This window comes from Mycolicibacterium cosmeticum (assembly GCF_000613185.1).
Taxonomy (GTDB): Bacteria; Actinomycetota; Actinomycetes; order Mycobacteriales; family Mycobacteriaceae; genus Mycobacterium; species Mycobacterium cosmeticum.
In genome coordinates this window covers 2,478,578-2,502,220 of record NZ_CCBB010000001.1, presented here as the reverse complement: position 1 = coordinate 2,502,220, position 23,643 = coordinate 2,478,578, and the positions used below count along the sequence as shown (strand labels likewise).

Here is a 23,643-nt window from a genome sequence, read left to right as displayed (position 1 = left end):
AGTCGAGCGATGTAAACATTGCGCTACACGGCGCCGTCGTCCCCGGTGACCGGTGCGGTACCTAGCGGCCGCCTGGCACCGGGACGTCGCGCAACGTGCGGGCGACGATGTCGACGAAGCCGGTGCAGGACTCATAGCGGGCCGCCGGGTTCTTCGCGAGCGCCTTGGCGAACACGGCGTTGAGTGAACCCGGCAACCACGGCCGGCGAGCGGTGAGCGCCGGGACCGGGTCGCGCAGGTGCGCATAGGTGATGGCGAACGCCGTGCCGCGGGGGAAAGGGGGCGCGCCGGTGAGCCACTCGAAAACGGTGCACGCCAACGCATAGAGGTCGGTCGCGGCACTGAGCTGCTGGCCCTGCAGTAGTTCCGGTGCGGCGTAGGCGATGGAGCCCCGCACCCGGCCGTTGCTGGCCAGTGGCCGCACGTCGTCGGCGAGTTGCGCGATGCCGAAATCGGTCAGATAACTCTGCCGGTGGTCGGCGGACAGCAAGATGTTGGCAGGCTTGACGTCTCGATGGATCACCTCCATCGCGTGGGCATAGTCGAGGGCGCCGGCCACCTGGCCGGCCACCGTGGCGACGGCCGCGACATCCGGTTCACGGCCCGGCGCCGGGACCAACACCGAGGCCGGCGGGCCGTCGACGTACTGCATGGCCATCCACAACTGCGGTTGCGCCGATGCGGTTTCGCCGTGTTCGTAGGTGGCCACGATGTGTGGGTGACGCAACGTCGAGGCGATGGTGAACTCGCGGGCCAGCCGCTCCCGCGCGAGGTCGCGGTTGGTGGCGTCGGTGTGGATGACCTTGAGCGCCAAGGGCTCGGCCTCACCCGTCCGGTGGACGCGGTAGACGTCGGCCGCTCCGCCACCGCCCAGGCACGCCTCGACGACGAAGCCGGAGATGATGTCACCGGCCTCGAACACCCTGTCAGATTAAGCGCTTCAGGTCTCGTCGGCGATCTGGCGACGGCTCTGGAAGCGGGCCGGCGCGTCCGGGTCCCCGTCCTGGTGATCCAGCTGCTCCTGCAGTTCGCGTTGCTCGGCGGTGGCCTGGGTGGCGTCCTCGGGTGTCGGCGGGGGCGTCTTGTGCTGTTCCATGCGGTTCAGGGTGGCCACAAACGGTGCCCGGCAAACCGGCAGTGATTACCGGCGTAACCGCTTACGCCGGTACAGGTCGTCATCGGCCCCGGTGAACAGCTCGCGGATGTCCTCGCGGTGCGGGTCACCGGCGGCGACGCCGAAGGACACCGCCACCTGATGCCCGGCGGCGAGTTCACCGGCCAGTGCCCGCGCCGCCTCGAGGTCGTACCCCGCGACGATCGCGACGAACTCGTCGCCGCCGATCCGGCCGAGGACACTGCGTTCGGGCAACCGGCCGGCCAGCCGCCCGGCCACCTGCACCAGCAGGTCGTCACCGGCCGGATGGCCGTGCACGTCGTTGACCGTCTTGAAGTCGTCCACGTCGAACACCATGACGGCCAACGGCTTTCGGGTACGACGGGCGTGCTCGGTGAGCCGCCGGGCGTACTCGTCGACACCCGTGCGATTCCACACCGAGGTCAGCGGATCCCGGAAGGCCGCCTCGATCAGCGTCGAGGTGATGATCCCGAAGACCTCTTGCGCGCCCAGGATGCTGACGGCGTAGATGACCAGCCACAGCCCCGGCACCGGGACCGGGGCGAACAGCAGACCGCCGATGGCGGCCGCGATCAGCACCGTGGTGGCGATCCGCGCGGGCACCGCGGGATACCAGGTGCGGATGAAGATCGCGACGAACATCAGCGGCACCACCGACCACACCTGCGCCTCGAGCGCCTGATGGAACAGGATGGACAGGATCGGTGCGGCGGCCAGGCAGATCATGGTCGCCGCCTGCCTGCGGGGACCCGGGCGCGGCCGGGCGATCAGCAGCAGACCCAGGGCCGCGGCGGCACAGGCCAGCAGTTCGCCCCGGCCGTCGGTGCGGGGGACGTCGATCACGTACGAGCTGATCGCCGCCAGACCGTAGAGCAGCAACAGGGCCGCGAACGAGGACAGCAGCATCCGCCGTTTCAGCTCGCTGCCCTGGCCGACCAGCGATCCGGCCCTCCACATCGCGACCTCCGCCTGCCCGCCATTCGATGACGAGAACCTACCCGCAATGCCAGAAGCCCTGACCGGCCAGGCCGATCAGGGCTTCTGCTTCCACACTGTCGGGGTATCCGACGCTGCGCGCCGTCAACCCCTTCCCTCGCCTCGGACGAGCGAGCAAGCTCGCTCGTCTCTCGACTCAGTCGGGGTGGCGGGATTTGAACCCACGACCTCTTCGTCCCGAACGAAGCACGCTACCAAGCTGCGCCACACCCCGCGTGAAGCCACGACAGCGTATCGCACCGGGGTACCGCGAAGCCAAACGCCTGCTCAGATGGGCCCTCGCGGCTACCTTCGGGTCGCGCGCAGCACCGCCAACCGCTCGCGGTACTCCGCCTCGCCGACCTCACCGCGGGCGTACACGTCGCGCAGGGTGTTCTCGCCCTTGCGGCCCTGCAGCCGCCGTGCGATCAGCCAGATCGCCGTCACCACCAGGGCCAGCACGATCAGCCGGGCCAGCAGGAACCACGGGTGGAAGGCCACGGCGCCGAACCGGCGCCCGTCGTCGGCGACGAAGGTCATGGTCTGTGGCAGGTATTCATAGAGGTTCATGGCGTCCAGCCTGCTCGCCGGGGCCGCCGCAGGCATCGGCCGCGAGGCGTCGAAACCGCTACGCCGCGTGCCGTAGCGCTCAGCCCTGCCACCCGGGCCGGACCAGTCCACTCTCGTAGGCCAGCACCACCAGTTGGGTGCGGTCCCTGGCGCCCAGTTTGGTCAGGATCCGGCTGACGTGGGTCCGCGCGGTGGCCGGGCTCATGAACAACCGGGTACCGATCTCGGCGTTGGTCAGCCCCTCGGCGACCAGGGCCATCACCTCCCGTTCCCGTGCGGTGAGGTCGGGCAGGGACACCGCGGCCGGCGGTTTGGCGCGGGACGCGAACTCGGCCATCAGCCGCCGCGTCACCGACGGCGACAGCAGCGCGTCACCCTCGGTGACCACCCGCACGGCCCGCACCAGCTCGCTGGGCTCGCTGTGCTTGACCAGGAAACCGCTGGCGCCGGCCCGCATCGCCTCGAACACGTACTCGTCCAGCTCGAAGGTGGTCAGCACCACCACCCGCACCCCGGTCAGGGCGGGGTCGGCGGTGATCGCCCGGGTGGCGCGCAGCCCGTCGGTGTCCGGCATCCGGATGTCCATCAACACCACATCGGGCTGCAGACGGCGGGTCAGCTCCACCGCCGACGTCCCGGTCGCGGCCTCCCCGGCCACCTCGATGTCGGGTTGGGCGTCCAGCAGCGCGACGAACCCGGCCCGCACCAGCACCTGGTCGTCGGCCACCAGCACCCGGATCACGGCGTACCGCCCACCGGCAGCACGGCCCGGACCCGGAATCCGCCGGCGGGCAGCCGCTGCGCCGACAGCGACCCGCCCAGCGCCTGCGCCCGCTCCCGCATCCCGGCGATCCCGCTGCCACCGGTGCCGCTGCCGTGCGCCGGACGGCCGTCGTCGTCGACGGTCACCTCGAGCGCGTCGTCGCCGTAACCGATGGTGACGGTCGCCGTGTGAGCGGTGGAGTGGCGCACCACATTGGTCAGCGACTCCTGCACGATGCGGGCGGCGGCGCTGTCGATCACCGCCGGCACGGCGCGCGGCCGCCCCCGCACGGTGGTGGTGACCGTCAGCCCGGTGGCTCGGGTGAAGCCCACCAGCGCGTCCAGATCGGCGATGCCCGGGGTCGGTGCGGTGGGCTCGCCGGATTCGGTCCGCAGGGCGGCCACCAGCGCGTGCACATCCGAAATCGCTTGTCTGCTGGCGTCTTTGATGGCGGACAAGGCCGGGCCGGCCCGCTCGGGCTGGGTGTCGAGCAGCTCGAGCGCCACCGCCGACTGCACGTTGATCATCGACAGGCTGTGCGCCAGCACGTCATGCAGCTCGCGCGCGATGGTCAACCGCGCCTGGGAGGCGGCGTCACGCTCCATGGCCGCGCGCCGCTGACGACCGGCCTCCAGGCTGACCCGGCGCTGCCGGATACCTTCGGCGATGGCCAGCAGCACCAACATCCAGGCCCCCAGCGCCCCGGCCGCTTCGACGGGCGGGGACCGCCACCACACGAACAGCGCCCAGCCGATGAACGGCAGCGGATAGGTGTGCCAGCGCGCCCCCGTCGACGCGGCGGTGAGGAACGCGATGACCAGGGCCAGTAGCACCGGTCCCGGCCGGTGCGTCGCGTGCAGGTAGGCGACCGTCACGGCAAGGACTCCGGCCAGCACCGGCAGCGGATACCGGCGCCGGGCCAGCAGCAGCACCGGGCCGGCCAGCAGCAGCACCACCGCGTACGGCGGCAACGGCACCGCGGCCAGCCCGGGGAACCGCCGACGGGTGCCGAACGTGCCGGCCAGCTGGATCAGTGCGGTGCCGAGCGCCGGCAGCCACACGCTGGGAGTGCGGAGTTCGGCGCCCATATCCGCACGGTAGCCAACCCCCGGCGGGCGCGGCGTCCGTGTCGCGACGTATATCACTGCCAAGATTAGGAAAGAATTAGAGCATCGCCTGCGTTGAAGGTTCTGAAGGCCGCAACGGCCTGATCGATTCCGCATCGATTCGACGGAGTGAGGCAGAAATGACCGGACTGGGCGCCATGATCTACATCGGGTTCTTCGCCTTCGCCGCGTTGTGGCTGTTCATGACGGGCCGCGCCGATGGTCAGGGCGCCGAGAGTCAGGGCCAGGTCCCCGACCGTTCGAACTCGATGAGCGCCGATGCCGGGCCGGACGGATCCAGCCCCTGGCTGCTCACCCACTCGTCGTCGAAGTAGGTGTCGGCGTAGCGGTCGCCGCTGTCGGCGAGCAACGTCACCACCGATCCGCTGCGTCCCCGGGCGATCATCTCGGCCAGCAACCCGAACGCCCCCCACACATTGGTGCCCGTCGACGGCCCCACCCGCCGGCCCAGCACCCGGCTGACGTGCCGCGCCGCCGCCACCGAGGCGGCGTCGGGTACCGCCACCATCCGATCCACCACGCCCGGCAGGAACGAGGGCTCCACCCGCGGCCTGCCGATGCCTTCGATCCGGGAGGACGCGCCGGTCTCGATATCGGCGCGGCCCTGCGTGTAGGCGGGATAGAACGCCGAATGCTCCGGGTCCACCACGCACAACCGGGTGGGGTAGCGGCGGTAGCGCAGGTACCGGCCGATGGTCGCGCTGGTCCCGCCGGTGCCGGCGCCGACCACCACCCACTCGGGCACCGGGTGGGCCTCGTCCCGCATCTGGTCGAAGATCGACTCGGCGATGTTGTTGTTGCCGCGCCAGTCGGTGGCCCGCTCGGCGTTGGTGAACTGATCCAGGTAGTGCCCGCCCGTCTGCACCGCCAGCCGCTCGGCCTCGGCGTACACCTCGGCCGACTTCGCCACGAAATGGCAACGGCCGCCCTGTGATTCGATCAGCTTGATCTTGCTGGCGCTGGTCGAGGACGGCATCACCGCGATGAACGGCAACCCCAGCAGCGCGGCGAAGTAGGCCTCGGAGACCGCCGTCGAACCGGATGAGGCCTCGATGACGGTGGTGTGCTCACCGATCCAGCCGTTGCACAACGCATACAGGAACAGGGAGCGCGCCAACCGGTGTTTGAGGCTGCCGGTGATGTGCGTGGACTCGTCCTTGAGGTACAGCTGCACGTCCACCCCGCCGGCCCACGCGTCGGGTAGGGGATACCGCAGCAGGTGGGTGTCGGCACTGCGGCGGGCGTCGGCCTCGATCAGCCGGACGGCGTTGTCCACCCACGCCCGCGGTTGGTTCCGGTCGCTGAACGCCCCGGGGTTCACCGTGCCGTGACGGTCGGGTGCGCCTGCCCCGCCCTGGTGCCCACCGCCGGGCCGCCGGTCGGCGCGGCGACCAGGGTCAGCAGGGTGGCCTCCGGCCGGCAGCAGAACCGCACCGGCGCATACGGGGAGGTGCCGATGCCCGCCGACACGTGCAGCTTCATCTCGGCACCCCAGTGCGAGGGACCCTTCACCCGGGAGCGGTCCAGCTCGCAGTTGGTGACGACGGCGCCGTAGAACGGCAGGCACAGTTGCCCGCCGTGGGTGTGCCCGGCCATCACCAGTTGATAGCCATCGGCGGCGAACCGGTCCAGCACCCGGGGTTCGGGCGAGTGGGTGACGCCGAGGCGCAGATTCGCCGCCGGGCTGGCCTGCCCGGCGATGGTGTCGTAGCGGTCGCGACGCAGGTGCGGATCATCCACCCCGGCGGCGGCGATGCGCAGCCCGGCCACGTCGAATTCGCGGCGGGTGTGGGTCAGGTCCAGCCAACCGCGCTCGGTGAACGCCGCACGCAGGTCCTGCCAGGGCAGCGGGGCGCCGTGGATGCGCTTGTGCTTCTTGAACAGATAGTTCGCCGGGTTCTTCGGGCGCGGGGCGAAATAGTCGTTGCTGCCGAACACGAACACCCCCGGCACCGACAGCAGATCCCCGAGCGCCTGCACGACGGCCGGCACCGACCGCGGATGCGACAGGTTGTCGCCGGTGTTGACCACGAAATCCGGTTCCAGCGCCGCCAACTCGCGCAGCCAGGCCTGCTTGCGGCGCTGCCGGGGCAGCATGTGCAGATCACTGAGGTGCAGCACACGCAGCGGTGTGGAACCCGGCGAGAGCACCGGCATGGTGAACTCCCGCAGCGCGAAGGCGTTGCGCTCGATCAGCGACGCATAACCGAGGCCGGCGGCCAGGGTCCCTGCGGCGACGGCGGCGGTGTTCTTCACGTACGGCATGTCAAAAGACTACTGCCACCGGCGCACCAGGGCCTGGCTATCACCTGTGATCACGGCGGGGGCGGTGGTGGCGGCGGCCCCAGCACCGGCACCGTGATGGGCGGCAGGCCGGGGATCTCGATGACCGTCGAGCCCACCTGTGGTGGCGGCGCGTTCGGGTCGAGGCCCGGGATGCCGATCGGCGGGGGCGGCGGTGGCGGCGGGATGCCGTTGCTGATCTGGATGGTGATGATCGACCCGGGGATGGTCTGCCCGGACGGCGACGTGCCCACCACGGTGCCGGCCGTCGACACGCTGTTCACCGGGGTGGCCTGGTCGGCGACCTGGAATCCGGCGTCCTTGAGTCGCTGCCGGGCGGCGTCCTGCGACATGCCGGCGACGCTGGGCACCTTCGAGCCGGGGCCGCCCTCGACATAGCGCGGATCGGTCGGCGGCAGTTGCACCGTGTCCGGGGTGATCGGCTTCATGGCGGTGAACCAGGTCCTGGCCGGTTCGTTGCCGCCGAACAGGTCACCGGATCCGCACTGCCGCAACGGGAACGAGCACAGGTCGCCGGGAGTGCTGGAGTCGTCGTAGATGTAGTTGGCGGCGGCGAAAGCGCTGGTGAACCCGAGGAATCCCGACGAGCGGTGCGCCTCGGTGGTGCCCGTCTTGCCCGACATCGGCAGGTTCCAGCCCACGGCACCGGCCGAACCGGCGGCCGTGCCGTTGCCCTGGTCGTCGTGGCTCATGGCGTTGGCCAGGGTGTTGGCCAGCCCCTCCGGCACCACCTGCTCGCACGTCTCGGTGGTGACGGCCACCTCCTGGCCGTGCCGGTCGAAGACCTTGTCGACCGGGTTGGGCGGGCACCAGGTGCCCGACGAAGCCAGCGTCGCCGCCACGTTGGACAGCTCGAGCGCGTTCACCTCGACCGGGCCCAACGTGAACGACCCGAGGTTCTGCCGTTTGATGAAATCGGCCAGGCTCTCGTTGCTCTCCGGGTCGTAGTCGCGCGCGGTGCCGGGCAGTGCATAGGACCGCAGGCCCAGCTTGACCGCCATGTCCACCGTCCGCTGCACCCCGACCTGGCTGATCAGCTTGGCGAACGCGGTGTTCGGCGAGGTGGCCAGCGCGTCGGTGACGCTCATCTGACCGCGGTAGTTACCGGCGTTCTGCACGCACCAGGTGGCCGCGGGGCAGCCCTTGGCGCCGCCGCTGCCCAGGCCCTTGGCCTCGAACCGGGCCGGGGCGTCCAGGGTGGCGTTGATGCCCATGCCCATGTCGAGGGCGGCGGCGGTGGTGAACACCTTGAAGATGGACCCGGCGCCGTCGCCGACGAGCGAGAACGGCTGCGGCTGCATGGTTTCGCCGGCGTCGGTGTTCAGGCCGTAGGTGCGGTTGCTGGCCATCGCCACCACCGGATGGGCGGTCTTACCCGGCTTGATCACGCTCATCACGCTGGCGACACCGTCCAGGTCGGGGGCGGCGATGCTGTTGACGGCCGATTTGACGTTGGCCTGGACATCGGGATCCAGCGTGGTGCGGATCAGGTAGCCGCCCTTGGCCACCTGCTCCTTGCTGATCCCGGCCCGGGCCAGGTAGTCCAGCACGTAGTCGCAGAAGAAGGCCCGATCCCCGGCGGCGATACACCCGCGCGGCAGTTCGTTGGGCTGCGGCAGGATGCCCAGCGGCTGCTGCTTGGCCGCCCGCAACGCGTCGGCTTCCTGCGGGATGTTCTCGATCATGGTGTCCAGCACCAGGTTCCGACGGGCCAGCGCGCCGTCGGGGTTGGTGTACGGGTTGAGCGCGCTGGTCGACTGCACCATGCCGGCCAGCAGGGCGGCCTGCTGCCAATTCAGCTCCGAGGCGTTGACGCCGAAGTACGTCTGCGCCGCGTCCTGGATCCCGAACGCGCCGTTGCCGAACGACACCAGATTGAGGTACCGGGTCAGGATCTCCGGCTTGGTGAACGTCTTGTCCAGGGTCAGCGCCATCCGGATCTCGCGCAGTTTACGCGCCGGCGTGGTCTCGATCGCGGCGCGCTTCTCGGCGTCGGTCTGCGCGATCACCAGCAATTGGTAGTTCTTCACATACTGCTGTTCCAACGTGGATCCACCGCGGGTGTCCAGATCGCCGGAGGCATATCCGGCCAGGCCGGTCAGCGTGCCCTTCCAGTCCACCCCGTTGTGTTCGGCGAACCGCTTGTCCTCGATGGACACGATGGCCAGCTTCATGGTGTTGGCGATTTGCTCGCTGGGCACCTCGAACCGGCGCTGGGAGTACAGCCAGGCGATCGGGTTGCCACGGGCATCGGTCATCGTCGAGACCGCGGGCACCTCGCCCTCCACGAGCTGCGCCGACCCGTTGGCGACGACGTCGGAGGCGCGGTTGGACATCAGCCCGAGACCACCCACCACGGGAAACATCAATCCGGCCGCGATCACGCTGGCCAGCAGGCAGCACCATGCGAGCTTGATGAGCGTCACCGCAACGGGTGGGCGCACGGTGTGCTGCTCGGGCATGGGTAACAGACTAACCAGACCTTCCTGGAAGGGCCTCCGAGCGGTGCGTTTGTACGACGGACGGCCCGGCGGCACGCCCGTCCCAAAAAATCGTGATCTGACTGTTGCGTAAAACCCCTCTGACCACCTAGCTTGGACACACAGTGCGATTCAGGTAACACTATTGGACGCAATGTGGCGTAGATCGCACTCGTGGTCTCGCCGGTCGGAGCGAAAGGGTTGCTGATGTCAGTTTCGTCGACTGCAGTACGCAAATCGTGCACGGGCCAGCAACCCGGCAGTGCCACACACAGCGCCGAGGCCGAAGCCCGCATCGCGTGGGTGTCCCAGGCTCGCTGCCGGCAGGCCGACCCGGACGAACTGTTCGTCCGCGGCGCCGCCCAGCGCAAGGCCGCGGTGATCTGCCGGCACTGCCCGGTGATCGCCGAATGCGGGGCCGATGCGCTGGACAACCGGGTCGAGTTCGGCGTGTGGGGCGGGATGACCGAGCGTCAGCGCCGTGCCCTGCTCAAGCAGCACCCCGAGGTGGTGTCCTGGGCCGACTTTTTCGCCGCCCAGCGCAAGCACCGCAGCGCCGTCTGACCCTTTTCACCGGATTGCCGTTTACCCCGCGAATCGCGGGGTAAACGCCGCTTCTAAGCGGATTCGGCGACACCTGTCAGCTGATCGCCGATCGCGCGCAGCGCCTCCAGGTCGGACACGTCGAACGGCAACGACGGCACCCCGACGATCGCGACATGCGGATTGGCGCCGGTGAACCGGCCCAGCAGCCGCACCTCCCGCTTCGCGGTGGCCGCACGCGCCGCGTGAATCCTCAGCACCGCCGCGGCCAGTCCGCCCGGCGCCTGTGCATCCAACTGATCGGCGGCCAACTCGGCCTTCTCGCCGGGCAGGCTGCTCAGCGTCGGATGGGTCCGGTTCAGGATCATGCCGGCCAGTGGCATGTGCTCCTGGGACAGCCGGTCGATGAAGAACGACGCTTCGCGCAGCGCGTCCGGTTCGGCGGCCGACACCACCACGAACTGGGTGCCCCTGCGCTTCAGCAGCTCGTAGGTGCGGTCCGCCTTCTCCCGGAAACCGCCGAAGGTGGCGTCCAGCGATTGCACGAATCCCGCTGCGTCCGAGAGCATTTGGGAACCCAAGACGGTGGACATGCCCTTCATCGCCAGTCCCACCGCGCCCGTCACGATGCGGCCGATGCCGCGGCCCGGTGCCAGCAGCAGCCGCCACAGCCGGCTGTCCATGAAGCTGCCGAGCCGCTTCGGGGCGTCCAGGAAGTCCAAGGCGTTGCGCGACGGCGGCGTGTCGACCACCACCAGATCCCACTTGTCCTCGGCCAGCAGCTGGCCGAGCTTCTCCATCGCCATGTACTCCTGTGTGCCGGCCAGCGAGGTGGCCACGGTTTGGTAGAACTGGTTCTCCAAAATGGCGTCCGCGCGGTCGGTCCCGGAGTACTGCACCACCATCTCGTCGAAGGTGCGCCGCATGTCCAGCATCATGGCGTGCAGTTCACCGGGCACCTCGGGTGCCAGCGGCACCCGCTGCGGGGTGTTCCCGAGGCTTTCGATGCCCAGGGCCTGCGCCAGCCGCTTGGCCGGGTCGATGGTCAGCACCACCACGGTGCGGCCGTACTCGGCGGCGCGCAGCGCCATCGCCGCGGCCGTCGTGGTCTTACCGACACCGCCTGCGCCGCAACACACCACGACACGGTTGGACGTGTCGGTCAGGATGGCGCCCAGGTCGAGCGTGGGGGGTGTGGTGCTCATGGTTGCTACCTCACTCCCTGCTGGGCGAGCGCCTCGGCCAGCTCGTACAGGCTGCCGAGGTCCACACCGTCGGAGATGGTCGGCAGGTCCAGGCGCGCGACGTCGAGCTGCTGCAGCTGCTCGGCACTCTCGGCGCGGGCGGTGATCAACGTGGCGTGCTGGATCGATTCGGTGAGCAGGCCGGCGAAATCGCTGTCGGACAACGTGATTCCCACCTTCTCCAACCCGGACCGGACGGCGTCGGCGTCGATGTCGCCCTCGGCGGCCTTCCCGAGCGCGTCGGCGGGCAGATAGGTCGGGATGTTGCGGTTGACGATGACGCTGCCGATCGGCAGCTCCAGTTCGCGCAACTCCTCGATGGCCTCCAGGGTCTCCTGGACCGGCAAGGCCTCCAACAGCGTCACCAGATGCACCGCGGTCAGGGGCGAGTGCAGGATCTTGACCACGCCCTCGGCCTGGGAGTGCACCGGGCCGCCCTTGGCCAGCTCGGACACCGCCTTGGTGACGTCGAGGAAGCGCGAGATCCGGCCCGTGGGCGGCGCGTCGACGACGATCGCGTCGTAGGCATCCGGCTTTCTCTTCTCGTTGCGGACGACGATCTCCTTGATCTTCCCGGTGAGCAGCACATCGCGTAGGCCCGGGGCGATCGTGGTGGCGAATTCGACGGCGCCGATCCGGCGCATCGCCCGGCCGGCGATGCCCAGGTTGTAGAACATGTCGAGGTATTCGAGGAACGCGGCCTCGGTGTCGATGGCCAGGGCGTTGACCTGACCGCCGCCGTCGGCGGTGGCGACCTTCACCTCCTGGTAGGGCAGCGGCGGCACGTCGAAGAGCTGGGCGATGCCCTGGCGTCCCTCCACTTCCACCAGCAGGACCTTGCGTCCCCCCGAGGCCAGCGCCAAAGCCAGCGCCGCCGCGATGGTCGATTTGCCGGTACCGCCCTTGCCCGACACGAAATGCAGGCGGGCCTCGGTCAGGCGGGCTGGCCAGCCGACCGGGTTGGGTGCAGGGTCCACCCCTGCATGCTAACTGTGAGCCGATCCGCTCCGGATAAGCTCTGCAGCATGAGCGAACCGACCCGGTGGGAATACGCCACCGTCCCGTTGCTGACCCATGCCACCAAGCAGATCCTGGACCAGTGGGGTACCGACGGCTGGGAGCTGGTGTCGGTGCTGCCCGGGCCGACCGGTGAGCAGCACGTGGCGTACCTCAAGCGGCCGAAGTGACCACCTGGTCCGCCCGGCTGGCCGAACTCGGCATCGAACTGCCGGCCGTCGTCGCTCCGCTGGCCGCCTATGTGCCCGCGACGCGCACCGGCAACCTGGTCTACACCGCGGGGCAGCTGCCCATCGCCGACGGTGAGCTGTTGGCCACCGGCAAGGTGGGCGCCGAGGTCACCCCGGAGCGAGCCAACGAGCTGGCCCGGGTGTGCGGTCTGAACGCGCTGGCCGCGGTGCACTCGCTGGTCGGTATCGACGCGGTGGTCAAGGTGGTCAAGGTCGTCGGATTCGTCTCGTCCGCACCGGGTTTCGCCGGACAACCGGGCGTGGTCAACGGCGCGTCCGAGCTTTTCGGTGAGGTGTTCGGCGACGCCGGCGCCCATGCCCGCTCGGCCGTCGGGGTGTCGGAGCTGCCGCGCAATGCGCCGGTCGAGGTCGAGATTATCGTCGAGGTCGCGTAAGCGACCGAGCATCAACTGAGAGGTCGCGTAGCGCGTCATGACCCATCCCGCGTACGGAGTGCTGCGGCCGGTGACCGAAACGGCCTCGGTGCTGCTGTGCGACAACCCCGGGATCATGACGTTGGACGGCACCAACACCTGGGTGCTGCGCGGGCCGGGCAGCGACGAGATGGTGATCGTCGACCCCGGTCCCGACGACGCCGAGCACATCGGCCGGCTGGCCGACCTGGGCAAGATCCCGCTGGTGCTGATCAGCCACAAACACGAGGACCACACCGGCGGTATCGACGCGATCGTGGAGCGCACCGGCGCCGTGGTGCGCGCCGTGGGCAGCGGATTCCTGCGCGGGCTGGGCGGCCCGTTGACCGACGGCGAGGTGATCGACGCCGCGGGCCTGCGCATCACGGTCATGGCCACGCCCGGACACACCAGCGACTCGCTGTCATTTCTCGTCGACGATGCCGGCGACGGGGGAGGCGCCGTGCTGACCGCCGACACCGTGCTGGGCCGCGGCACCACGGTGATCGACAGCGAGGACGGCAGCCTCGGGGCCTACCTCGATTCCCTGCGCCGGCTGCAGGGACTGGGCCGCCGGCGGGTGCTGCCCGGCCACGGCCCCGAACTCGACGACCTGGCAGCGGTGACTGCGGCGTACCTGGCGCACCGCGAAGACCGGTTGAACCAGGTCCGCGAGGCGCTGCGGGTGCTGGGTGAGGACGCGACCGCGCGCCAGATCGTGGAACACGTCTACACCGACGTCGACACGAAGCTGTGGGACGCGGCGGAGAAGTCGACCCAGGCCCAGCTGGATTACCTCAGAGCGTGATTTGTGGAGTCTCACCCGTAATGATTACGGGTGGCCCTCCACAAATCGCAGTTACCGCGCTCGCCTCGCCAGCCGCTCGCTGTCGCTGATCAGCACGCTCTTGCCCTCCAGCCGGATCCAGCCGCGGTGGGCGAAATCGGCCAGCGCCTTGTTGACGGTCTCCCGGGAGGCGCCGACCAGCTGGGCGATCTCCTCCTGGGTCAGGTCGTGGGTGACGCGCAGCGCGCCGCCTTCCTGCGTGCCGAACCGCTGCGCGAGCTGCAACAGCTGCTTGGCCACCCGGCCGGGCACGTCGGTGAAGATCAGGTCGGCCAGGTTGTTGTTGGTGCGGCGCAGGCGGCGGGCCAACACGCGCAGCAGCTGCTCGGCGATCTCGGGCCGGTCGGCGATCCAGGCGCGCAACGCCTCGCGGTCCATCGACACCGCGCGCACCTCGGTGATGGTGGTGGCGCTGGACGTCCGCGGACCCGGGTCGAAGATCGAGAGCTCACCGAACATGTCCGACGGACCCATGATGGTCAGCAGATTCTCGCGACCGTCGGGTGACCGACGACCGATCTTCACCTTGCCGGACGTGATGATGTACAGCCGGTCGCCGGGCTCACCCTCGGCGAACACGGTGTGTCCGCGCGGGAAGTCGACGGGCTGCAGCTGTTTGGTCAGTGCCGCGACCGCAGTGGGTTCGACTCCTTGGAAGATTCCGGCCCTGGCCAGGATCTCGTCCACGTTGCCCCTCTTAAGCTAATTCGGTGATATGACGCGCGCCGGCCAACGCAGGCTGGTGAGCGCATTCAGTCTAGTTGTTGGCCACTCCGCGACGTGCCAACGCTACACACGATTGGCCTGGCGAGTCGCCGGAAACTGCGGATTCAGTCCGGTCGGAGGGTATATCCGGGTCGGCAGGCCGGTGTGCTCCGCCGGTGCGGGGCGGGGTGCGGGAACCCGGTCCAGCAAATTGCCCTTGGTTCGTGGCCCGGGATTGTCCTCGCGCAGCCCGGCTTCCAAGCGGTCCAGACCGAAGGTCGCCAACATCAGCAACCCCGGAACGAACGCCACCAGCAACCACGACACGAGTGATGAGTAAACACGGCCAAGGTCTCAGCCAGATCACGGTTTGTCACCGGTCAGCACCGCAGTGCGGGTCGTTGTCCCCGTCGGATCGCCCGAGCGCCAGTGCACGTCAGTACGCTGATCCGGGTGAGCGTTCGCACCGCCCGGAGCAAATCGGCAGCCAAGTGGGATACAGAGACCCATCTCGGCCTGGTCCGCCGGGCCCGCCGGATGAACCGCACGCTGGCCACGGCCTTCCCGCACGTCTACTGCGAACTGGATTTCACCACGCCACTGGAGCTCATCGTGGCGACCATCCTCTCGGCGCAGTGCACCGACAAACGCGTCAACCTCACCACCCCGGCGCTGTTCCAGAAGTACCGCACCGCGCTGGACTATGCCCAGGCCGACCGCACCGAACTCGAGGAGCTGATCCGGCCCACCGGCTTCTACCGCAACAAGGCCAACTCGCTGATCAACCTCGGTCAGGAATTGGAGGCCCGCTTCGACGGTGAGGTGCCCGGCAACCTCGACGATCTGGTGACGCTGCCCGGCGTCGGCCGCAAGACCGCCAACGTGGTGCTGGGCAACGCTTTCGACATCCCCGGCATCACGGTCGACACCCATTTCGGCCGGCTGGTGCGCCGCTGGCGCTGGACGGCCGAGCAGGACCCGGTGAAGGTCGAGCACATCGTGGGTGAGCTCATCGAGCGCAAGGAGTGGACGCTGCTGAGCCACCGGGTGATCTTCCACGGTCGCCGGGTCTGCCATGCCCGCCGGCCCGCCTGCGGGGTGTGCGTGCTGGCCAAGGATTGCCCGTCGTTCGGCGAAGGCCCCACCGATCCCGTGACGGCGGCGGCTCTGGTCAAAGGCCCGGAGACCGAACACCTGCTGGCCCTCGCCGGCCTGTGAGCAGATCCGCCCGGTGGACCGCGGTGGTGCTGATCATCTTCGTGGCGCTCGCCGTCGGGTTGTGGCGCGAGATCGGCACCGAGCAGACCGCACCCACGGCGCCCGAAACGCCCACCGCGCGTGATCATCGCGATGCCGACACCCCGGAGGCGCTGCGGGAACCGCGGGCCAAGGCCGACCTGCCGCCATGCCCTGCCGATACCGGGCAGCCCGGGCCGCCCGCCCTGCGCGGCATCACCCTGGACTGCGCGGGCGACGGCACGCCCGTCGACCTCGCCCCCGCGCTGGCGGGCCGCCCGGTGGTGTTGAACCTGTGGGCGTACTGGTGCGGGCCGTGCGCCGACGAACTGCCGGCCATGGCCGAATACCAGCGCCGGATGGGATCTTCGGTGACCGTCGTGACGGTGCACCAGGACGAGAACGAGACGGCCGGCCTGCTGCGGCTGGCCGAACTCGGTGTGCGCCTGCCGATGTTGCAGGACGGCAGGCGCCGCGTCGCTGCCGCCCTCAAGGTGCCCAACGTGATGCCCGCGACGGTGGTGCTGCGTGCGGACGGTAGCGTGGCCGAAATCCTGCCCCGGCCGTTCACCGACGCCGACGACATCGCCGCGGCGGTGAATCCATCGATAGGAGTGCCGGGATGAGCACGCTCGATGCCGGCCAGAACACCGGCGTACAGCCGGGATCGGCCCCACCGTGGCTGCGCCGGCTGGTCGACGACGTCCACCAGGTGCCCGATGCCTACCGGCGCCGCGTGCCCGCCGATGTGCTCGCCGCCATCGCCGAGGCCAACACCACCGCCACCCGGTCCGGGACCAAACGCGATGCCGCGGTCCTGGTGTTGTTCTCCGGGCCGCCGGACGCGCCCGCCGGGGCCCTCCCACCCGAGGCCGACCTGCTGGTCACGGTCCGCGCCGCCACGCTGCGCAACCATTCGGGTCAGGCCGCATTCCCCGGCGGCGCGGCCGATCCCGAGGACGGCGGCCCGGTGGGCACCGCGCTGCGGGAGGCCACCGAGGAAACCGGGCTGGACGTCACCAGGCTGACCCCGCTGGCCACGCTGGACCGGATGTTCATCCCGCCGTCGGGTTTTCACGTCGTGCCGGTGCTGGCCTACTCGCCGGACCCCGGCCCGGTCGCGGTGGTCGACCCGGCCGAGACGGCGATCGTGGCGCGCGTCCCGATCCGCGCCTTCGTCAACCCGGAGAACCGGCTGATGGTGTACCGGCAGCAGAACACCCGGCGCTTCGCCGGTCCCGCGTTCCTGCTGAACCAGATGCTGGTGTGGGGCTTCACCGGTCAGGTCATCTCGGCGATCCTGGACGTCGCGGGCTGGGCCCAGCCGTGGGACGCCGACGACGTGCGTGAACTCGACGAGGCAATGGCGCTGGTTGGGCGGGCCAGCCAGTACGGTGTAGAGCAATAATGACCTCGTCTCAGTGGCTTGACCTCGTCATCCTCGCCTTCGCCTGCGTCGCCGCGCTGTCCGGACTGCGTTCCGGTGCCCTCGGCTCGGTGCTGTCGCTGGTGGGCGTGGCGCTCGGTGCCGTCGCCGGCGTGCTGCTGGCGCCGCACATCGTCAGCCATATCGACGGTCCCCGCACCCGGCTGTTCGCGACGCTGTTCCTCATCCTGGCGTTGGTGGTGATCGGCGAGATCGCCGGCGTGGTGCTCGGCCGGGCGGTGCGCGGCGCTATCCGCAACCGGCTGTTGCGTGGCCTGGACTCGCTGGTGGGCGCGGCCCTGCAACTGGTCGCGGTGCTGCTGGCGGCGTGGCTGCTGGCCGCGCCCCTGACGTCGTCGAGCCAGCCCGGTCTGAGTGCCGCGGTCCGCGGATCGCGGGTGCTCACCGAGGTGAACGGGCTCGCGCCGGAGTGGATGCGCAAGGTGCCCACCCGGCTTGCCAACCTGCTGGACACCTCCGGGCTGCCCGATCTGCTGCCGCCGTTCGGGCGCACCCCCATCGTCGCGGTCGACGCACCGGACGACGCGCTGATCAACTCGCCGACCGTTGCGGCGGCCAGGGGGAGCGTGGTCAAGATCCGCGGTGTCGCGCCCAGTTGCCAAAAGGTGCTCGAGGGAAGCGGTTTCGTCATCGCCCCGAACCGGGTGATGTCCAACGCGCACGTGGTGGCCGGCGCCGAGACCGTCACGGTCGAGGTGGACGGCAAGACCTACGACGCCACCGTCGTGTCGTACGACCCGAACGAGGACATCTCCATCCTCGCGGTGCCCGACCTGCCCGCGCCGCCGCTGCTCTTCCACGATGCCGAGGCCAAGCCGGCCACCGACGCCGTGGTGATGGGGTATCCGGGCGGCGGAGAGTTCACCGCCACGCCGGCGCGCATCCGCGAGACCATCGAACTCAACGGCCCCGACATCTACCACACCACCACGGTGAACCGAACCGTCTACACCATCAGAGGCACTGTCAAACAAGGTAATTCGGGTGGGCCGATGATCGACACCGACGGCAAGGTGCTCGGTGTGGTGTTCGGCGCGGCGGTGGACGACGCCGATACCGGATTCGTGCTCACCGCCGAGGAAGTGCTGCAGCAGCGCCTCAAGGTGGGCAACACCGCACCGGTGCCCACCGGCAGGTGCATCTCCTAACGCGGGTAGACCTGCGCCAGGAACCTGCTCAGGTGTGCGTTGACGGTGTCCGGGCATTCCTCGTGCGCGAAATGCCCGGCGCCCTCGATCGAGGCGAAGTGGCCGTGCGGGGCGTACGGCCGGGTCCGGTGCACCGGGTCGGCCAGTACGTACGGGTCGGCGTCACCGCGCATGTGCAGGACGGGGATTGCCAGCGGCTGTTTCATCGACCGCATGAACCGGCGGCCCTCGCCGCGCAGCTGGCTGCGCACCGCCCAGCGCTGATACTCCAGTGCGCAATGGGTGGCGCCGGGGATCCGGGCGGCCGTGCGCAGATGCGCGATGGTGTCGGTGAAGTCTTGGGATTCTTGCCATTTCGTGCTCGTCCTGCCGCGGACCAGTCGCTCCAGCTCGGCCGCGTCGCCCCGGGTGAGCGCCCGTTCGGGCCAGAACGGCAGCTGGTAGCGCAGCATCGACGGCAGCAGCGCCCGGCCCTGATCGCGCCGGGTCAACGCGGACGCCCGCAAGGCCACCGGATGCGGCGAGCTGACCAGGGCGATGGCTTTCACCACCCGCGGGTGCAGCACCGAGGTTGCCCAGCACACCAACCCGCCGTCGGCGTGCCCTACCAGGGTCGCGGTGCGGTGCCCGAGCGCGCGCACCAGGCCGGCCGTGTCGCCGGCCAGGGTCCAGCCGTCATATCCGCGCGGTGGCTTGTCACTGCCGCCGTAGCCGCGCAGATCGACCGCAACCACCCTGGCGTGACCGCGCAACCCCCGTAGCTGATGACGCCACGACCACCAGAACGAGCCGAACCCGTGCAACAGGATGACCAGCGGCCGGTCCGGATGGTCATCCGGTTCGGCGTGTGCCTCCACCACGTGGAAGCGGATACCGTTCGCGTGGATCTGCAGATGACGCCACGGGCCGTCGATGTAGACCACCGACGGATCGGGCGGGTGCATCTACCAGCCCGAGGGGTCGGTCGGCGCCGGGCGGGCCGGCTCGGCCGGCTTGTCATGTCCCGGGGTCAGCGCGGCCGGGATCTCCTTGACGGTCTCGATGGTCTGCCGGGGCCCGCGGATCCGGCGCACCTTGAGGTAACCGAACAGGGCCAGCGCCCCCGTGGTGATCACCATGAGCGCGAAGACGATCAGGAACGCCACCCAGCGCCACAGCCACTCGTCGAGCAACTCGGCGAGGAAGAAGAAGAAAAAGAACGTCGAATAGAACAGCACCACCAAGGCGGCGATGAAGAAGATGCTGCCGGTGAGGCCCTTCTTCACGTCGCGGGTGATCTCGGCCTTGGCCAGTTCGACCTCGGCCCGCACCAGGGTGGACACCTGCGCGGTCGCGTCCTTGACCAGGTCGCCGATCGACGGATCGGCCTTCGGGGCATGCGGGTCAACGAGCGGAATGGATGCCACCGTGGTCGGCACGCCGTTCTTGCTTTGCCCTGTCGTCATGGGGCTATGGTGCCATGTCGCGTGACGTCCCTCGATCCAGCCCGACGATAGAATGGCCCCGGCTGCTTCAGGGCCCGAGCGAATTGGGGATGCATTGAGACACCGCCGGCACAAGACGGCTTACGCGCTTGCCGGGGCGGCCACCGCTTTCGCCGCGACCGTTCTCACACCTCTCGCGCACGCCGACGCCCCGGTCGATCTGGGTGGCGGATCCGGCATCGTCATCAATGGCGACACCTTCTGCACCTTGACCGCGATCGGCAACGACGCGACCGGCAAACTCATCGGGTTCACGTCGGCGCACTGCGGCGGGCCGGGCGCACAGGTCGGGTCCGAGGCCGTGCCGCAGGCCGGGGTGCTGGGCACCATGGTCGCCGGCAACGACGGCCTGGACTACGCCGTCATCCAGTTCGACCCCGCCAAGGTGCACCCCGTCGACACCGTCAACGGTTTCCGCATCGACGGTCTGGGGCCGGACCCGGCGTTCGGCGACGTCGCGTGCAAGCTGGGCCGCACCACCGGGTATTCGTGCGGGGTGACCTGGGGGCCGGGCAAGGATCCGGGCACCATCCTGAACCAGGTGTGCGGCCAGCCCGGCGATTCCGGTGCACCCGTCACCGTCAACAACCGGCTGGTGGGCATGATCCACGGCGCCTTCACCGAGGACCTGCCGACCTGCATCGTGAAGTACGTGCCGCTGCACACCCCGGCCGTCACCGTGTCGATGAACGCGGTGCTCGGTGATATCGCGGCGAAGAGCCGCCCGGGGACGGGATTCGTTCCCGTCCCCTGAGGCCATCTCCCGTCGCTTCGCTCGCCTTGGGCCGGCTTGCTTACTTGCTGGCGCGGATCGCCTCGAACACGCTGGGGTCCACCAGGGTCGAGGTGTCGCCGAGCTCGCGGCCCTCGGCCACATCGCGCAGCAGCCGGCGCATGATCTTGCCGCTGCGGGTCTTGGGCAGCTCGGGCACGACGTGGATCTCACGCGGTTTGGCGATCGGCGAGATCTCGGTGGCCACCTGGGCACGCAGTTCCTCGACCATGTTCTCGGTGCCGCCGTGCGCGGAGGCCTTGAGGATGACGAACGCGCAGATCGCCTGGCCGGTGGTGTCGTCGCTGGCACCTACGACGGCGGCCTCGGCCACCCCGGAGTGCCCGACGAGCGCGGATTCCACCTCGGCGGTGGAGATCCGGTGCCCGGAGATGTTCATCACGTCGTCGATGCGGCCCAGCACCCAGATGTTGCCGTCGCTGTCGTAGCGGGCGCCGTCACCGGCGAAGTACCAGCCCTGCTCGGCGAACCGGGACCAGTAGGTGTCCTTGAAACGCTCTGGGTCACCCCAGATCCCGCGCAGCATCGACGGCCACGGCTGATCGAGCACCAGGTAGCCGGTGACGTGCTCGGCTTCGTCGGCGCCGGGCACCAGTTCGTTGCCCTCGTCGTCGACGATCTTGGCCGAGATGCCCGGCAGTGGGGTCATCGCCGAGCCGGGTTTGGTGGCCGTGACACCGGGCAACGGGGAGATCATGATCGCCCCGGTCTCGGTCTGCCACCAGGTGTCCACGATCGGGGTCTTGTTGGCGCCGATGTACTCGCGGTACCAGCGCCAGGCTTCCGGGTTGATCGGTTCGCCGACCGAGCCGAGCAGCCGAAGGCTGGACAGGTTGTGCGCGGCCGGGATCTGGTGGCCCAGCTTCATGAAGGTGCGGATCAGGGTGGGCGCGGTGTAATAGATTGTCACGCCGTACTTTTCGATGACCTCGAAATGCCGGTGCTCGGTCGGCGAGGTGGGGGTGCCCTCGTAGACCACCTGGGTGACACCGTTGGCCAGCGGCCCGTACACGATGTAGGTGTGTCCGGTGACCCAGCCGATATCGGCGGTGCACCAATACACATCGGTATCGGCCTTGATGTCGAACACGACTGAGTGGGTGTAGGCGGCCTGGGTGAGGTAGCCACCGGAGGTGTGCACGATGCCCTTGGGCTTACCGGTGGTGCCCGAGGTGTACAGCAGAAACAGCGGCTGCTCGGAGTCGAAGGCCTCAGGGGTGTGCTCGGTCGAGGCGGCATCCACGATGTCGTGCCACCACAGGTCGCGGCCATCGGTCCAATTGACGTCGATCCCGGTGCGGCGCACCACCAGTACGTGCTCGACCGACGGCTGATCCGAGACGGCGTCGTCGACGGCGTCCTTGAGCGAGGCCGCCTTGCCGCGGCGGTACTGCCCGTCGGTGGTGATCACCAGCTTGGCCGCCGCGTCCTCGACGCGCGCCTTGAGTGCGGAGGCGGAGAAGCCGGCGAACACCACCGAGTGCATGACCCCGAGCCGGGCGCACGCCAGCATCGCCACGATGGCCTCGGGCACCATCGGCATGTAGATCGCCACCCGGTCGCCGGCTACCAGGCCCAGCCCCGTCAGCGCATTGGCCGCCTTGCAGACCTCGTCCTTGAGCTGCGCGTAGGTGATGTCGCGGGCATCCCCGACCGGTTCGCCCTCCCAGTGGATGGCCACCCGGTCCCCGTTGCCGGCCTCGACGTGACGGTCCACGCAGTTGTACGCCACGTTGAGTTTGCCGCCGACGAACCACTTCGCGAACGGCGCCTCCGACCAGTCCAGCACCTCGGTGAACGGCGTCTGCCAGGACAACCGGTCGGCCTGGGCCGTCCAGAAGGCGAGCCGGTCGGCGGCCGCGTCGTCGTACAGCTGGCCGGTGGCGTTGGCATTCGCCGCGAAGTCAGCGGGCGGCGGGTAGGCGGACGGGGCGTCGGCATGCGTCAGCGGCGTAGTACTCATGGGTGTGAGCGTAGTCACCGAACGTTGCAGGAGTGTTGGAGCGTCACAACCTGCTGCGGGCGGCAGGACCGCTGCGATGAACGGTCGGAGAATCGGTGGTCAGCGGTCCGCTAGCGTAACCCCGATGACCGATCCACTTGCACCGTTGGCCGAACTGGAGGGCGTGGCGGCCGCCGGCGAGGAGGCGCGTGAGGCGCTGGGCCGGGCGCACCGGCACCGCACCAACCTGCGCGGCTGGCCGGCGACGGCGGCCGAAGCCTCGCTGCGCGCGGCCCGGGCCTCCTCGGTGCTCGACGGCGGCGCGTTGGGCCTGTCCGATTCCGGGCAACCGGATCCGGTGCTGGCCGGTGCGCTGCGGGTGGCCGAGGCGCTGGAGGGCGGGGCCACCGCGCTGGTGGGCGTGTGGAAGCGGGCCCCGCTGCAGGCGCTGGCCCGGCTGCACGCGCTGGCCGCCGCCGACCTGGTCGACGACGACGAGCGGCTGGGCCGGCCCCGCCCCGATCCCGAGGTGGGTCCGCGGCTGGAACTGCTGGCCGACCTGGTGACCGGCGGGACGAAGGTGCCGGCCTTCGTGCTGGCGGCGGTGGCGCACGGGGAACTGCTGACCCTGGCCCCGTTCGGGGTCGCCGACGGTGTGGTGGCCCGCGCGGTGTCGCGGTTGATCACGATGTCCAGCGGGCTGGATCCGCACGGCCTCGGGGTGCCGGAGATATTCTGGATGAAGCAGTCCGGTAACTATCGGGCGGCCGCGCGCGGGTTCGCTTCGGGCACACCGAACGGCCTGGGAGCGTGGTTGGTGCTGAGCAACCAGGCCCTGCATTCCGGTGCGCGAGAAGCACTTTCGATCGCCGAGGCGGCGAAGAAGTAGGCCGGGCAACATAAAAACGGGCGGCGCTCCGGTATCAGACCTGCATCTGATTCGGCTCGCCGCCCGCTAGCACGGACTCCGGTTACCAAGCGTGCTCTGTGGGTTGCGTGGGTGGCCTCGGCGTTCTTGCGGTGCGCTGTGTCTGCGATCCCACCCAAAGGACCGTCGATGTCATCCGCTATCGCAATTCCGCAGGCCCGCAACACTTTTACCTCTATCGCGGTATGTGCTCCGCGTGGGTGCCGGGATCCGTGCTGGGGAGCTCGGCTCGGGAGACTACGCCTTCTCTTCCGGCGTGGCCTTGGCCTTACCGCGCTTCCGTGACTCCATTTGTACTACGTGACCGCAGTC

General features: G+C 69.4%; 26 protein-coding genes and 1 tRNA gene. 10 read left to right on the top strand and 17 right to left on the bottom strand.

What is annotated here, in order from left to right:
• Nucleotides 1-61: 61 nt before the first annotated feature.
• From BN977_RS12080 to ponA2, 10 genes are all read right to left on the bottom strand, one after another.
• Nucleotides 62-922 (bottom strand): serine/threonine-protein kinase, encoded by an 861-nt coding sequence (locus tag BN977_RS12080; protein ID WP_024454611.1) that lies wholly within the window; start codon nucleotides 920-922, stop codon nucleotides 62-64.
• An 18-nt stretch (nucleotides 923-940) separates the two neighbouring features.
• Nucleotides 941-1,096, bottom strand: coding sequence for a hypothetical protein (locus tag BN977_RS32855; protein WP_165576313.1), 156 nt, complete (start codon nucleotides 1,094-1,096; stop codon nucleotides 941-943).
• Nucleotides 1,097-1,141: 45 nt separating this feature from the next.
• On the bottom strand, nucleotides 1,142-2,092 hold the full coding sequence (locus BN977_RS12075) for a GGDEF domain-containing protein (RefSeq protein WP_036397723.1): 951 nt from the start codon (nucleotides 2,090-2,092) through the stop codon (nucleotides 1,142-1,144).
• Nucleotides 2,093-2,271: 179 nt separating this feature from the next.
• Nucleotides 2,272-2,345: transfer RNA gene (locus BN977_RS12070), tRNA-Pro, on the bottom strand.
• A gap of 71 nt (nucleotides 2,346-2,416) precedes the next feature.
• The gene (locus tag BN977_RS12065; protein ID WP_201029569.1) at nucleotides 2,417-2,680 is read right to left on the bottom strand and encodes an SHOCT domain-containing protein; all 264 of its coding nucleotides are present in this window, start codon (nucleotides 2,678-2,680) and stop codon (nucleotides 2,417-2,419) included.
• A 79-nt stretch (nucleotides 2,681-2,759) separates the two neighbouring features.
• A complete protein-coding gene (locus BN977_RS12060; protein WP_036397720.1) occupies nucleotides 2,760-3,422 on the bottom strand; it encodes a response regulator transcription factor in 663 nt (220 codons plus the stop codon).
• Entirely contained in the window at nucleotides 3,419-4,531 is a 1,113-nt protein-coding gene (locus BN977_RS12055; protein WP_036397719.1) for a sensor histidine kinase, read from the bottom strand. The genes BN977_RS12060 and BN977_RS12055 overlap by 4 nt, the downstream gene beginning before the upstream one ends.
• A gap of 256 nt (nucleotides 4,532-4,787) precedes the next feature.
• On the bottom strand, nucleotides 4,788-5,891 hold the full coding sequence (gene cds1, locus BN977_RS12050) for an L-cysteine desulfhydrase Cds1 (protein WP_036397717.1): 1,104 nt from the start codon (nucleotides 5,889-5,891) through the stop codon (nucleotides 4,788-4,790).
• Complete coding sequence (locus BN977_RS12045) at nucleotides 5,888-6,835, bottom strand: metallophosphoesterase (RefSeq protein ID WP_036397716.1); 948 nt, start codon at nucleotides 6,833-6,835, stop codon at nucleotides 5,888-5,890. Before BN977_RS12045 ends, cds1 begins: the two co-directional genes overlap by 4 nt.
• A gap of 50 nt (nucleotides 6,836-6,885) precedes the next feature.
• Nucleotides 6,886-9,336 carry a transglycosylase/D,D-transpeptidase PonA2 gene (ponA2, locus tag BN977_RS12040; protein WP_024454604.1) on the bottom strand — a complete coding sequence of 817 codons (2,451 nt, stop codon included), beginning with the start codon at nucleotides 9,334-9,336 and terminating at the stop codon, nucleotides 6,886-6,888.
• 225 nt (nucleotides 9,337-9,561) lie between these two features.
• On the opposite strand from ponA2, the gene BN977_RS12035 reads away from it, so the two are divergent.
• On the top strand, nucleotides 9,562-9,918 hold the full coding sequence (locus tag BN977_RS12035) for a WhiB family transcriptional regulator (protein ID WP_024454603.1): 357 nt from the start codon (nucleotides 9,562-9,564) through the stop codon (nucleotides 9,916-9,918).
• 53 nt (nucleotides 9,919-9,971) lie between these two features.
• On the opposite strand, the gene BN977_RS12030 is transcribed toward BN977_RS12035, so the two are convergent.
• Both BN977_RS12030 and BN977_RS12025 read right to left on the bottom strand, forming a co-directional pair.
• Entirely contained in the window at nucleotides 9,972-11,102 is a 1,131-nt protein-coding gene (locus BN977_RS12030) for an ATPase BagB (protein WP_036397715.1), read from the bottom strand.
• A 5-nt stretch (nucleotides 11,103-11,107) separates the two neighbouring features.
• Complete coding sequence (locus BN977_RS12025; protein ID WP_036397714.1) at nucleotides 11,108-12,118, bottom strand: ATPase BagA; 1,011 nt, start codon at nucleotides 12,116-12,118, stop codon at nucleotides 11,108-11,110.
• A gap of 48 nt (nucleotides 12,119-12,166) precedes the next feature.
• On the opposite strand from BN977_RS12025, the gene BN977_RS32355 reads away from it, so the two are divergent.
• The 3 genes from BN977_RS32355 to BN977_RS12015 are packed head-to-tail and all read left to right on the top strand — an operon-like array spanning nucleotide 12,167 to nucleotide 13,609.
• Nucleotides 12,167-12,328, top strand: a complete 162-nt coding sequence (locus BN977_RS32355) for a Sp36 family protein (RefSeq protein WP_109790110.1) — start codon at nucleotides 12,167-12,169, stop codon at nucleotides 12,326-12,328.
• On the top strand, nucleotides 12,325-12,783 hold the full coding sequence (locus tag BN977_RS12020; RefSeq protein ID WP_036397713.1) for a RidA family protein: 459 nt from the start codon (nucleotides 12,325-12,327) through the stop codon (nucleotides 12,781-12,783). Before BN977_RS32355 ends, BN977_RS12020 begins: the two co-directional genes overlap by 4 nt.
• 37 nt (nucleotides 12,784-12,820) lie before the next feature.
• Complete coding sequence (locus BN977_RS12015) at nucleotides 12,821-13,609, top strand: MBL fold metallo-hydrolase (RefSeq protein WP_024454599.1); 789 nt, start codon at nucleotides 12,821-12,823, stop codon at nucleotides 13,607-13,609.
• A gap of 51 nt (nucleotides 13,610-13,660) precedes the next feature.
• On the opposite strand, the gene crp is transcribed toward BN977_RS12015, so the two are convergent.
• Complete coding sequence (gene crp, locus BN977_RS12010) at nucleotides 13,661-14,335, bottom strand: cAMP-activated global transcriptional regulator CRP (protein ID WP_019510750.1); 675 nt, start codon at nucleotides 14,333-14,335, stop codon at nucleotides 13,661-13,663.
• A gap of 102 nt (nucleotides 14,336-14,437) precedes the next feature.
• A complete protein-coding gene (locus tag BN977_RS12005; RefSeq protein WP_024454598.1) occupies nucleotides 14,438-14,680 on the bottom strand; it encodes a hypothetical protein in 243 nt (80 codons plus the stop codon).
• 126 nt (nucleotides 14,681-14,806) lie between these two features.
• Here BN977_RS12005 and nth point away from each other — a divergent pair, with 126 nt between their 5' ends.
• The 4 genes from nth to marP are packed head-to-tail and all read left to right on the top strand — an operon-like array spanning nucleotide 14,807 to nucleotide 18,184.
• Nucleotides 14,807-15,571: an endonuclease III gene (nth, locus tag BN977_RS12000; protein WP_084172558.1), complete on the top strand. Its 765-nt coding sequence runs from the start codon at nucleotides 14,807-14,809 to the stop codon at nucleotides 15,569-15,571.
• Nucleotides 15,568-16,215, top strand: a complete 648-nt coding sequence (locus BN977_RS11995; RefSeq protein ID WP_024454596.1) for a TlpA disulfide reductase family protein — start codon at nucleotides 15,568-15,570, stop codon at nucleotides 16,213-16,215. The genes nth and BN977_RS11995 overlap by 4 nt, the downstream gene beginning before the upstream one ends.
• Nucleotides 16,212-16,997, top strand: a complete 786-nt coding sequence (locus BN977_RS11990) for an NUDIX hydrolase (protein WP_024454595.1) — start codon at nucleotides 16,212-16,214, stop codon at nucleotides 16,995-16,997. The genes BN977_RS11995 and BN977_RS11990 overlap by 4 nt, the downstream gene beginning before the upstream one ends.
• Nucleotides 16,997-18,184, top strand: a complete 1,188-nt coding sequence (gene marP / locus BN977_RS11985; RefSeq protein ID WP_024454594.1) for an acid resistance serine protease MarP — start codon at nucleotides 16,997-16,999, stop codon at nucleotides 18,182-18,184. The genes BN977_RS11990 and marP overlap by 1 nt, the downstream gene beginning before the upstream one ends.
• Here the strand turns inward: marP and BN977_RS11980 are convergent.
• Nucleotides 18,181-19,128: an alpha/beta fold hydrolase gene (locus BN977_RS11980; protein ID WP_036397712.1), complete on the bottom strand. Its 948-nt coding sequence runs from the start codon at nucleotides 19,126-19,128 to the stop codon at nucleotides 18,181-18,183. The genes marP and BN977_RS11980 overlap by 4 nt on opposite strands.
• Nucleotides 19,129-19,629, bottom strand: coding sequence for a phage holin family protein (locus tag BN977_RS11975; protein ID WP_024454592.1), 501 nt, complete (start codon nucleotides 19,627-19,629; stop codon nucleotides 19,129-19,131).
• A gap of 52 nt (nucleotides 19,630-19,681) precedes the next feature.
• Here BN977_RS11975 and BN977_RS11970 point away from each other — a divergent pair, with 52 nt between their 5' ends.
• On the top strand, nucleotides 19,682-20,422 hold the full coding sequence (locus BN977_RS11970) for a S1 family peptidase (protein ID WP_046872627.1): 741 nt from the start codon (nucleotides 19,682-19,684) through the stop codon (nucleotides 20,420-20,422).
• Between the two features lie 40 nt (nucleotides 20,423-20,462).
• Here BN977_RS11970 and acs read toward each other — a convergent pair whose 3' ends face one another.
• Nucleotides 20,463-22,424 (bottom strand): acetate--CoA ligase, encoded by a 1,962-nt coding sequence (gene acs, locus BN977_RS11965; protein ID WP_036397711.1) that lies wholly within the window; start codon nucleotides 22,422-22,424, stop codon nucleotides 20,463-20,465.
• A 124-nt stretch (nucleotides 22,425-22,548) separates the two neighbouring features.
• Here acs and BN977_RS11960 point away from each other — a divergent pair, with 124 nt between their 5' ends.
• A complete protein-coding gene (locus BN977_RS11960) occupies nucleotides 22,549-23,292 on the top strand; it encodes a Fic family protein (protein WP_036397710.1) in 744 nt (247 codons plus the stop codon).
• The last annotated feature ends 351 nt before the right edge of the window (nucleotides 23,293-23,643 follow it).

Bases quoted from the DNA above. Each gene is read 5' to 3' on its own strand.
- ponA2 (WP_024454604.1), bottom strand. From the start codon at position 9,336: ATGCCCGAGCAGCACACCGTGCGCCCACCCGTTGCGGTGACGCTCATC.
- BN977_RS12075 (WP_036397723.1), bottom strand. From the start codon at position 2,092: ATGTGGAGGGCCGGATCGCTGGTCGGCCAGGGCAGCGAGCTGAAACGG.
- BN977_RS11960 (WP_036397710.1), top strand. From the start codon at position 22,549: ATGACCGATCCACTTGCACCGTTGGCCGAACTGGAGGGCGTGGCGGCC.
- BN977_RS11970 (WP_046872627.1), top strand. From the start codon at position 19,682: ATGGCCCCGGCTGCTTCAGGGCCCGAGCGAATTGGGGATGCATTGAGA.
- BN977_RS11990 (WP_024454595.1), top strand. From the start codon at position 16,212: ATGAGCACGCTCGATGCCGGCCAGAACACCGGCGTACAGCCGGGATCG.
- BN977_RS32855 (WP_165576313.1), bottom strand. From the start codon at position 1,096: ATGGAACAGCACAAGACGCCCCCGCCGACACCCGAGGACGCCACCCAG.
- BN977_RS12055 (WP_036397719.1), bottom strand. From the start codon at position 4,531: ATGGGCGCCGAACTCCGCACTCCCAGCGTGTGGCTGCCGGCGCTCGGC.
- BN977_RS12015 (WP_024454599.1), top strand. From the start codon at position 12,821: ATGACCCATCCCGCGTACGGAGTGCTGCGGCCGGTGACCGAAACGGCC.
- acs (WP_036397711.1), bottom strand. From the start codon at position 22,424: ATGAGTACTACGCCGCTGACGCATGCCGACGCCCCGTCCGCCTACCCG.
- marP (WP_024454594.1), top strand. From the start codon at position 16,997: ATGACCTCGTCTCAGTGGCTTGACCTCGTCATCCTCGCCTTCGCCTGC.
- BN977_RS12035 (WP_024454603.1), top strand. From the start codon at position 9,562: ATGTCAGTTTCGTCGACTGCAGTACGCAAATCGTGCACGGGCCAGCAA.
- BN977_RS11980 (WP_036397712.1), bottom strand. From the start codon at position 19,128: ATGCACCCGCCCGATCCGTCGGTGGTCTACATCGACGGCCCGTGGCGT.
- BN977_RS12065 (WP_201029569.1), bottom strand. From the start codon at position 2,680: ATGAACCTCTATGAATACCTGCCACAGACCATGACCTTCGTCGCCGAC.
- BN977_RS11975 (WP_024454592.1), bottom strand. From the start codon at position 19,629: ATGACGACAGGGCAAAGCAAGAACGGCGTGCCGACCACGGTGGCATCC.
- BN977_RS32355 (WP_109790110.1), top strand. From the start codon at position 12,167: ATGAGCGAACCGACCCGGTGGGAATACGCCACCGTCCCGTTGCTGACC.
- BN977_RS12030 (WP_036397715.1), bottom strand. From the start codon at position 11,102: ATGAGCACCACACCCCCCACGCTCGACCTGGGCGCCATCCTGACCGAC.
- BN977_RS12045 (WP_036397716.1), bottom strand. From the start codon at position 6,835: ATGCCGTACGTGAAGAACACCGCCGCCGTCGCCGCAGGGACCCTGGCC.